The organism is Methylophaga sp. UBA678, from assembly GCF_002299105.1.
Classification (GTDB): domain Bacteria; phylum Pseudomonadota; class Gammaproteobacteria; order Nitrosococcales; family Methylophagaceae; genus Methylophaga; species Methylophaga marina.
Window position 1 is genome coordinate 26,035 of record NZ_DBNG01000007.1, and the last position, 10,008, is coordinate 36,042.

10 protein-coding genes and 1 tRNA gene are annotated in these 10,008 nt (G+C 43.9%); 3 read left to right on the forward strand and 8 right to left on the reverse strand.

Annotated features, from left to right (window positions below; translation table 11 throughout):
• Positions 1 to 66: 66 nt before the first annotated feature.
• From B3014_RS03040 to B3014_RS03060, 5 genes are all read right to left on the reverse strand, one after another.
• A complete protein-coding gene (locus B3014_RS03040; RefSeq protein WP_286304909.1) occupies positions 67 to 858 on the reverse strand; it encodes a zinc-dependent peptidase in 792 nt (263 codons plus the stop codon).
• The gene (locus B3014_RS03045) at positions 855 to 3,488 is read right to left on the reverse strand and encodes a plasma-membrane proton-efflux P-type ATPase (protein WP_289244813.1); all 2,634 of its coding nucleotides are present in this window, start codon (positions 3,486 to 3,488) and stop codon (positions 855 to 857) included. The genes B3014_RS03040 and B3014_RS03045 overlap by 4 nt, the downstream gene beginning before the upstream one ends.
• Before the next feature lie 23 nt (positions 3,489 to 3,511).
• A complete protein-coding gene (locus B3014_RS03050) occupies positions 3,512 to 4,408 on the reverse strand; it encodes a ribose-phosphate diphosphokinase (RefSeq protein WP_289244814.1) in 897 nt (298 codons plus the stop codon).
• Entirely contained in the window at positions 4,405 to 5,940 is a 1,536-nt protein-coding gene (locus tag B3014_RS03055; RefSeq protein WP_289244815.1) for a thymidine phosphorylase family protein, read from the reverse strand. The genes B3014_RS03050 and B3014_RS03055 overlap by 4 nt, the downstream gene beginning before the upstream one ends.
• Before the next feature lie 291 nt (positions 5,941 to 6,231).
• Positions 6,232 to 6,321 (reverse strand) — tRNA-Ser (locus B3014_RS03060).
• Positions 6,322 to 6,481: 160 nt separating this feature from the next.
• On the opposite strand from B3014_RS03060, the gene B3014_RS03065 reads away from it, so the two are divergent.
• The 3 genes from B3014_RS03065 to moaA all read left to right on the forward strand — a co-directional run bounded on the left by B3014_RS03065 (position 6,482) and on the right by moaA (position 8,454).
• The gene (locus tag B3014_RS03065) at positions 6,482 to 7,153 is read left to right on the forward strand and encodes a Bax inhibitor-1/YccA family protein (protein ID WP_286304903.1); all 672 of its coding nucleotides are present in this window, start codon (positions 6,482 to 6,484) and stop codon (positions 7,151 to 7,153) included.
• 68 nt (positions 7,154 to 7,221) lie between these two features.
• Positions 7,222 to 7,437, forward strand: a complete 216-nt coding sequence (locus B3014_RS15070) for a YgaP family membrane protein (protein WP_354001271.1) — start codon at positions 7,222 to 7,224, stop codon at positions 7,435 to 7,437.
• A 9-nt stretch (positions 7,438 to 7,446) separates the two neighbouring features.
• A complete protein-coding gene (moaA, locus tag B3014_RS03070; protein WP_289244816.1) occupies positions 7,447 to 8,454 on the forward strand; it encodes a GTP 3',8-cyclase MoaA in 1,008 nt (335 codons plus the stop codon).
• On the opposite strand, the gene B3014_RS03075 is transcribed toward moaA, so the two are convergent.
• The 3 genes from B3014_RS03075 to B3014_RS03085 form a co-directional block, all read right to left on the reverse strand.
• The gene (locus B3014_RS03075; RefSeq protein WP_289244817.1) at positions 8,451 to 8,879 is read right to left on the reverse strand and encodes a MazG nucleotide pyrophosphohydrolase domain-containing protein; all 429 of its coding nucleotides are present in this window, start codon (positions 8,877 to 8,879) and stop codon (positions 8,451 to 8,453) included. The two genes, moaA and B3014_RS03075, sit on opposite strands and share 4 nt — an antisense overlap.
• A gap of 3 nt (positions 8,880 to 8,882) precedes the next feature.
• Positions 8,883 to 9,284 carry an RNA-binding S4 domain-containing protein gene (locus tag B3014_RS03080; protein ID WP_286304900.1) on the reverse strand — a complete coding sequence of 134 codons (402 nt, stop codon included), beginning with the start codon at positions 9,282 to 9,284 and terminating at the stop codon, positions 8,883 to 8,885.
• Positions 9,284 to 10,008, reverse strand: a 725-nt coding sequence (locus B3014_RS03085; RefSeq protein ID WP_289286901.1) for an AMP-binding enzyme, incomplete at its 5' end; no start/stop codon positions are given. The genes B3014_RS03080 and B3014_RS03085, both read right to left, overlap by 1 nt.

Below are 10,008 nucleotides of genomic sequence, written 5' to 3' on the forward strand. Positions count from 1 at the left end.
TGTCAGCATGATAATGATTCGACTGGATTTTTCAGAAACAGTTTCTGTTACGTATTAAACGGCGGCTTAAACGTGATGTTTAGTATGAAATTTTTCTAAATCGGGTGGCGATTGCCGGTAATAAGCCTTTAATAGCTCATATAAATGCGTGTTATGTCGTTTTAATGCTACCGGTGTGGTGAAGAAATACTCAGTTATTACAGCAAAAAACTCAGCCGGATTGGTGGCGGCATAAGGATCCATGTAGGTATGTTTATGTGTGGCCAAGTCATGTAATAAACCTTGCCAGGCTGCCGTCAAAGTTTCAGTCCATTCCTGTAACGACATATCCGGATGTAATGGCGGCATGCCATTGGCACGGCCTGATAACATATCTAATTTATGAGCAAACTCATGAATGACAACATGATGACCTCGGTAAGGCTGCTGGCTGTCATGTTTAATATCCTGCCAGGAAAAGATAACGGGTCCCCGTGACCATGACTCGCCACTCAAGCCTTGTGTTTGCTTATGAACTACGCCATTTTCATCAGTGATATCACGTTTAATCTGAAAGGCACCCGGATAGAGAATAATTTCTCGCCAGCCATCATATGTGTTGAGTCCCAAATGCAAGATAGCAACACATGCCTGAGCCGCAACAGTAACAGCCATTTCTGGTGTCACCGTTACGCCAGCCGCGCCACTGAATGTTTTTTTATGAATAAACAGTGTTGCCAATAGTCGAATACGTGCTCGTTCAGAAATAGATCTGGCCTCAATAAGAGGTAAGTGACGGGTCACCTCATGCCATAAGCCAAAGGGTATCGGATACTGTTTAAGTACTCTGAGTGTGTGCCATTTACGGATGATATTCATGCAGAGAGCGTTTTTTTGGTCCTGGGTTGATTGAAAATAAAATGTTGAATGCCCATTTTTATCGCATTATCGATAACAAACCAAACCAATGCATATAGCCACATCAACCCGGCATATTCCCAACTCACTGCTGTAATAAATAGTCCGTTCACAGCCATCAATGTACCAATAATTTCTGTACCCAATGTCGCAGCTAATAACAGTGGAGATGGCCAGGGCTTTTGCCAGAACCAGCCATTGTTTCGTGTCACAAAAATAGTACTGTGGCCGGCAATCAGAAGTTTCAGGAATATGAGGGTTTGTATCGTATCAGTATCTAAATTCTGCTCGCGTAAGAACAAATATAATAAAAATGATGCGCATACCCCAGCAAGCCCCAACGCTGACGACAAAATAAACAATTCATGCATATTCCACCTGACTGGGGTTGGAGACTGGTAAGTGTTGTCATAAGCGATAGTCAGAATCGGTAAGTCATTGAGCAGCGCCAGTAGAATAATCATTAGCGCCGTTATGGGATAAAACTCGAATATCAGGATGCTTAATGTCATGAACAAAATAATGCGAATGGTTTCAGCAATACGAAATGTCGCATAGCTTTTCATGCGTTCAAACGTAAAACGCGCTTGCTCTATGGCATGATTGATGACAGATAAACCTGGTGCGGTGAGAATAATATCTGCTGCCGCTCTTGCCGCATCGGTCGCATTGGAAACCGCAAAACCACAATCGGCTTTGCGAAGAGCGGGCGCGTCATTCACACCATCGCCTGTCATGCCCACAATGTGATCGGACTTTTGTAAGGCGTCGACAATCATGTATTTATCTTCTGGTAATACTTCGGCAAATATTTCTATAGACTCCAGCATGTCTAGCAAAGCAGACTCATGTGTATGAATAAATTCCGTTTCTAATAAGCTGGTGTCGTAAATATTTTCCAGATCGGTCATTACCTCATCGGCAAACTGTTTTGCCTGTTTGAAAGACACATCCGGATTTAATCGTTTATAGATAGCCTGAGCCAGACTGGATGCTAGCTCTTTAATTTCCTGCCCGGATTTACCGGTAATCTGTTTAGATTGAACAGCTCGTTTGTTTAGTCCGAGCATATGCCCAATTTCACGGGCAATAGCAATATTATCTCCGGTGATCATTTTCACTTCGACACCACGCTGACGCATCTCATCAATCACTTGTTTAGAGTCATCCCGAGGCGGATCGATAAGTGGAATCAGTCCCAGGAATTCATGTTCCTGATTTTCATATTGCTGTGCTACTGCCAGGGTTCTGTAGCCTTTACTTGCCAGAAGACTAATCTGCTGATTTAGTGTGTTGATGTCGTTATCGCTTAGATTTGTCACCATCGCCATAATGACTTGTGGTGCTCCTTTAAATACCGCCAGCTTTTCGTCAGCTTTTTGTAATTGAGCCACTGTGTATTTTTTGCTGGGGTCAAAAGCCGTGAAGTGAGTTTGTTGCCATGTTGACCAGTCGCTTTCAGGATAATTATCTTTAATATGACGAAACAGTGGGATTTCAATTGGATCTGTATTTTCTGAGCGCGAGGCTAAAACAGCAGCCCGCATAAGCGCTGCCTCACTGGTTCCATTAAACGGCAGTATCTCCATGACTTGCATTTCATTTTTGGTCAGCGTGCCCGTTTTATCTGAACAAAAAATATCGACGCCAGCCAGTTCCTCTATTGCTGTTAACTTAGTGACGATGGCTTTGTGTTTAGCGAGTTTATAAGCGCCTACAGCCATAGTGACTGATAGCACTGCTGGTAAGGCAACAGGTATTGCTGCTACTAATAACACCAATGCAAAGCGGGCCAATTCCAGCAGATCTTCATGGCGAGATAAGCCTGTGATAACAATCAATGCCACCATCGCCAGCGATAAGAGAATCAGGAAGTGCCCAATCTGTAATACCATCTTTTGAAAGTGGCTATGCTCATTAACCGAAGCTGATGCAACCAGGCTGACCACATTATTAAACCGTGTCTGCTGACCGGTATTGACCACAATCGCATCCATCTCACCTTGACGAATAATGGTGTTGGCATAGGCAACGTCAGTACTTCTTTTGCTGACTGGCAAAGACTCACCAGTCAGTGAAGACTCGTCAATGGACAAATAATCACCACTCACCAATTGCACATCAGCGGGGACCAAATCCCCCATTCGCAACCGGATGATATCGCCAGGCACGAGTTCTTGTGAGCGGACTGATTGAATCTTGCCCTCACGTAATACGCGTACCTGTGTATCTAACTGGCTTTTTAAGGCATTTAAAGCATTAAGTGCTCGGTGCTCCTGGAAAAAATCGAGACCGGCATTGATCAGTAGCAAAATACTGATAATGATGAAATCTTCCCACTTACCCACCGCGGCAGATAAGAGGGCGGCAATTTCAATCATCCAGGGAATCGGTCCCCAGAAACGTTTTAAAATACGGTGAAGTGCAGATTCTTCCTGATTGATGATCTGATTCAGACCGTAATCAAGCTGGCGTTGATGTACTTCTGCATCCGACAAGCCGAGGCTTGCGTCGACATTCAGTGAGTTAAAAGTCTTAGCAATCGGTTGATGGGCAAAATCGTCAGTGGCTTTCTGAAATAATGATGTCAAATCTTACCCCTTTTAAACTAAATCTATTGTTGTAAAACGCCCTGTAAAGCCTTAGCGAGAATATTGGCCAAACTCACGCTATTTGTTTGATGAGGAATGCTATCGCAGCTATATATCTGTTTGACACCTGCCGCATTGAGTTGCGCTATGGCATCTTCAATAAACAAAGCATGACTGACTAACACACTGACGGATGCTGGTTGATATGGCATTAGTTTTTTGGCTGCTTCCAGTAGGGTTTTACCCGTACTGGCAACATCATCCACAATAATAATATTGCGTCTGGCGTAGTCATTCTCTGGCAATGTGACGACAACATTATGATCACCTAAACGTTGTTTGTGTGCCACGGCATAGTCAAAGCCAAAATGTGTGGCAATCTCTTTTACCCATTGCTCTGATTCACCGTCCGGTCCTAAAAGGAGTGGGGTGGTGAAATGCGCTTCTATAAATTCTGCCATCGGTTGTGTGGCGGTGAGATTAATAGCCTGTTCCAGCGGAATGGCTTCATTCAACTCGGAGATGCGGTGCAGATGGCTATCGACTGTAATGACAGCATCAAACAAATCAGCCAGGAAATGACCCACAATGGTCTGACTAACGACTTCCCCTGGGTGAAAAGCTTTATCTTGTCGCATATAACAAAGATAGGGTGCCACCAGAATAATTCGTTTTACGCCATGCTGACGTAATGATTGTGCCGTGAGCATCAATTCGACTAATTTGTGGTTAGGGTCATCGAGACTGCGGCATACAATAACTGTTTCCGCTAAATTGACTGGCAAGGTCAGTTGACTTTCGCCATCTGGAAAGCGGTGCAACTGGACAGTGTCATAAGGAATGCCACAGACAACAGCAAGCGCTTTGGCTTGTTGCTCGTAGTCAGAGAAGCTTAATAATAGGGTGGGGTTCATGCTCATAAGTGCTCGATCTGATAACTGTTATCATTCATAGCGGCATTTTTTGCAAAGGTAAAATCGGCATTAAACTCAGCATAAATAGTAAACAAAGGCTCGCCTTGTTCCACTTTATCACCGACCTTTTTATGTAAATACACGCCCGCACCTTTATCCATAGGAGCACCTGCCAGCCGCGCAATGGAGGCGATTTTGAGATTATCTATTGCACTGACGGTACCCGTTGATTGAGCACAAATATCATAATGCAGCTTCCCAACTCGCATCGGAGTGTTGTTACGACCCTGAGCATCAATAATGGCATTCATTTTAGTGAGGGCTCGGCCAGATTCAAGAATGTCTCTGGCGATGGTATAACCTTGACCACCTCTGACATCGGGATCAAATTCGATAATCCTGCCAGCGAGTTGCAATGCTTTTTCTTTCAAATCGATGGGCGCATCAGGTTCATTTGTCAGAATCTTCATAACATCCTGGGTTTCCAGAACTGGACCGATGCCTCTACCAATAGGTTGGCTGCCATCAGTGATGACCACTTCTAAGTGTAATCCCATATTGTCACCAACATACTCAAAAAGCTTACGCAGCTTCAGTGCTTCCATATGCGTGTGCACTTTTGCTGAAGGCCCTATGGGAATATCAATAATTAAATGCGTCGCTCCAGCGGCCATTTTTTTTGAAAGTATTGAGGCGATCATCTGACCGGTCGAATCCATGGAGAGAGGGCGTTCTACAGAAATCAGCACATCATCAGCCGGAGCCAGCTTTGCAGTGCCCCCCCAAGCCAGAAAAGCACGTTGTTCACTGACAATTTCATGAAGGCGACGCAGTGACAAATCGACGTTAGCTAAGACTTCCATGGTATCTGCGGTACCAGCAGGTGACGTAATTGCCCGGCTCGATGTTTTAGGCATCAGCATGCCATGAGCAGCAATGAGAGGCACAAGTAGCATGGTGGTGCGATTGCCGGGGATGCCACCGATGCAATGTTTATCGCAGACCAAACTTTCCCCCCAATCAATCCGCTCTCCTGTATCAACCATCGCATGCGTCAGATGTAATATTTCATCACGCTCCATGCCTGTTTCAGCACAACCCACAATAAATGCGGCAGTTTCTATTTTTGAATAACGGTTATTAACGATGTCCTGAATGATGTGCAGATATTGTTCGTAATTAAGCTTTTCGCCTGCGATCTTCTTATGTACAGATTTGAGGGAATCTGGTGGGCTGGCATGATTGATAAACACCTCAGAACCTTCAGGAATGCCAAGTTGTTCATAAACCTGTTCACTCAACCCCAGCTCATCGACATCTGTAATGGAGGTGTCATCGACAACATTTAAAACGGCAATCACAGCTTGCTCATTATCAGCTGTATGAATCTCTATTTTACTCAGTGCTTGAAATCCCTCACTTCGATAAAGGGCACAACTACGGTGCAAGTAGGCCACATTTTCTTTATAAGTATCGATGGCGACACACTTTAACTTCAGGGAGGGGATGGCAGCAGGTAATTCCGACGTATCAATCATCTTCTTCTCTGTGAGAATAACTCATCAAAGCTTAATGGCTGCTTACTCAATTGGTCAATCTGATTTATCAGCAAAAATGATCTGTATCAGTAATAGGAAGTATAGGATTATTTTTGATAATGGGCAGGCTTGAATGATTGAAAAGTGAACACACTTTTTATCTTTAAATATAGTGCTTAAAGGTAGGTAGGGAAGAGATTTTCAGAGGAAGAATATATCTAAAAGACGGCGGGGAGAAGCCTAGTTATGCCAGATACAAAAAAGCCCCTTCGAGAAGGGGCTTTTTATATATGGCGGAGAGTCAGGGATTCGAACCCTGGGTGGTCGTTAAACCACGCCGGTTTTCAAGACCGGTACATTCAACCGCTCTGTCAACTCTCCAGAGAGGCGAAATAATACAGATAATGGCCCGGTAACACAACCGTAAAAATAAATTTATTTGTAGATAGATAATATCTATTGCCATTTAGAACTTATCGGGTAGGATAGGTGTCATTACTATAAGCTTTTCATCAACTGGAAAAAACACGGAGAATCACTGATGAATTATAACGCTGAATCAACTGTTGTTCGTTCACAGCAGTCTGCGGTTCAAACCAATAAACTATTGCGTAACACCTATAGTTTATTAGCCATGACACTATTATTTAGTGCTATGACTGCTGGATTATCTATGGCACTCAACCTGCCTCACCCTGGCATTATTATCACCTTGGTTGGGTATTTTGGCTTACTTTTCTTAACATCTAAACTTCGTAACAGTGCCTGGGGCATTGTGTCTGTTTTTGCATTAACAGGTTTTATGGGCTTGACCTTAGGTCCGATTGTAAACGCCTACTTAGGTTTGCCTAATGGCCCACAAATCGTCATGCAGGCCCTGGGTGGCACAGGTATCATCTTTGTGGCTTTATCAGCATATGCTGTAAAAAGTGAAAAAGACTTCAGCTTCATGGGTGGCTTCCTGTTTGTTGGTATCTTGGTTGCCTTCTTAGCTGGCCTAGCTGCATTTTTCTTTGAAATGCCAGGTCTGTCATTAGCTGTCTCAGCCATGTTTGTTCTATTAATGGCTGGTCTGATTCTTTTTGAAACAAGCCAAATCGTCAACGGTGGTGAAACTAACTACATCATGGCAACCATCACACTGTATGTCAGTATCTACAACTTGTTTGTTAGCCTGCTGCAATTAATTGGTGCCTTCTCTGGCGATGACTAATTGAACTATCTGGTTCATTTGCTTTCTAATAAACCCCGCACTGCGGGGTTTATTTTTATGGTGGAACGGTGAAAAAAAATCTGGCTACTTGGGATCGTTGGTGTCGTATTATTATCGGCATCGTTATAATAGCCTATGCCATCTATGATAGTAATTGGTGGTGGCTACTAGGTGTCGCTTTGTTATTCAATGCTTTTACTGGTCGATGTCTTGCTTATCGAGTGTTGGGGTTGTCTACATGCCAAACATCTTGCCGGGTCGATACAGAAAGCAAAAAGAGTTAAATAAACACAATGGCTGAATTACCCACACAACTGATTGATCGTTTTGGTCGTAAAGTGACCTACGTTCGTATGTCTATTACGGACAGATGTGATTTTCGTTGTGTGTATTGCATGGATGAAGAAATGACCTTCATGCCTCGCCAGCAATTACTCACGTTAGAAGAAATTGTTTTTCTATTACGCGCATTTTGCGAACTCGGTGTAGAAAAAGTGCGTATCACAGGCGGTGAGCCACTTGTGAGACGAGATGTAGATTGGCTTTTTAATGAACTAGGCCAGCTTAAGTCCTCTACTTCACTGAAAGAGCTGACATTAACTACCAATGGCTCCAAGCTGGAAAAATATGCACAGACCCTAGCTGATTCAGGCTTAGATCGTATTAATATCAGTCTGGACTCTCTCAACGAGGAAAAATTTAAAGCACTGACAAGAACTGGTGATTTAGACACAGTTCTTGCCGGCATTGCAGCAGCAAAAAAAGCTAACTTTAAGCGTATTAAATTAAACGCTGTCATCATGAAAGGGCGCAATGAAGATGAAATCATTGATTTAGCCCAGTTTGCTATAGATAACGATCTGGATATTTCCTACATTGAAGAAATGCCATTAGGTCATGTCTCGCATGCACGTGAAGAGAGTTATTGCTCCAGCGATGAAGTCTTAACCACTTTAAACTCGGCATTTGACCTGCAGCCCAGTATCGAAACAACAGGCGGACCATCACGTTACTATCAAGTCGCTGGTACCACAAGCAAGGTTGGGTTTATCTCACCACACAGTCATAATTTTTGTGATAGCTGTAATCGCGTCAGAGTGACGACAGAAGGGCGGCTGTTACTGTGTTTAGGGCAGGAACACTCTATGGATTTACGTGAGGTTATTCGGCAGCAGCCTGGTGATATGCAAGCCTTAAAACAAGCGATTGTTGATTCAATGGACATTAAACCTAAAGGCCACGACTTTGATATCAAGGCGCAGCCGATTATTTTCCGTCATATGAGCGTGACTGGCGGCTAATCCTTATCTTCAGCTTTTTCAAGTTGCTTGGCTGAATTCCAGAAAGCATCCAGCTCTTCTAGTGAAAAATCGGCAAACTGCTTTTCCTGAGCTGTCACTGCTGTTTCAACATAATTAAAGCGACGATAGAACTTATCATTGCTACTGTTCAATGCTTCTTCAGGATCAATCTCCAAATGCCTTGCCAGATTGCAACAGGCGAATAAGATATCACCGAGTTCGGCCTGCAAGTGAGATTTGTCAGATTGTTGTTTTATTTCCTGGCCGAGCTCTTCCAGTTCTTCATGAATTTTATCCAACACACCAACAGAATCAGGCCAGTCAAAACCGACTTGAGAAGCACGTCTCTGCATAGCAATGGCTAGTTTAAAGGCGCCGGTCTCAGTCTGCTTAATCGGCGTGAGAAGGAAATCTTTGTCTGACATAACTCAGGTGTCACGGGTAAATTTGATGATATTTCGTCGATCCCGCTTACTAGGACGACCTTTCTGTTGCCTAAAGCCCAGTGGCTCATTCTTTATCTGCTCACGCAAGAGTTCGCGTTTTTCACGGCTTTGCTCAGTTTCCTGGTAAAGCTGTTCAGCTTCAGAAGCAGGGCGGCGTTGAAGATTTAAACCCTGAATAATGACTTCAAACTCATAGGGTGGCTTTGAAATGGTTAGCATGTCATCAATACGGACTGTGCGGCTGGGTTTAACACGTTGTCCATTAACATGTACTTTACCGCCTGAAATGGCTTCAACAGCGAGACCACGCGTTTTATAAAAACGCGCGGCCCATAACCATTTATCTAATCGTTGAGATTCAGAACGAGCGTCCTGTTGTGCCATTAAGCCTTACCTTGCAGTTGCAACAAGATAGACTCATTTTCCAACGTGGATGTGTCTTGGGTAATTTCTTCACCTTTGGCAATGGTTCTTAGTAAACGACGCATGATTTTACCGGAGCGAGTCTTAGGTAAATTATCTGAGTAACGGATATCATCAGGTTTAGCGATAGGTCCAATTTGTTCACCCACCCAGTTACGCAGTTCTTTCGTTAGCTCTTCATCTTCGCCGCCTTCAGGGCGATCGCCTTTTAGTACAACATAGGCAAATACCGCTTCACCTTTCACATCATGTGGCCGACCAACGACAGCGGCTTCTGCTACGAGTGGATGAGCCACCAAAGCGGACTCAATTTCCATGGTACCCAGGCGATGACCAGACACATTCAACACGTCATCAATACGGCCCATAATCCAGAAAAAGCCATTATCATCACGTCTGGCGCTATCACCGGCTAAATAATATTTACCACCAAAATAAGGCCAATAAGTGTCTTTATATCGTTGATCATCACCCCAGATAGTTTGAATCATCGAAGGCCAAGGCTTACGAATGACCAGATAACCACCTTGATTGGCTGTGGTAATTTCTTCGCCCTCATCATTGACGATAGCAGCATCAATCCCTGGAAGTGGACGAGTACAAGAGCCAGGTTTAGCATGAGTAACGCCTGGTACGGGGGCAATCATATGAGCGCCCGTCTCAGTTTGCCACCAGGTATCAACAA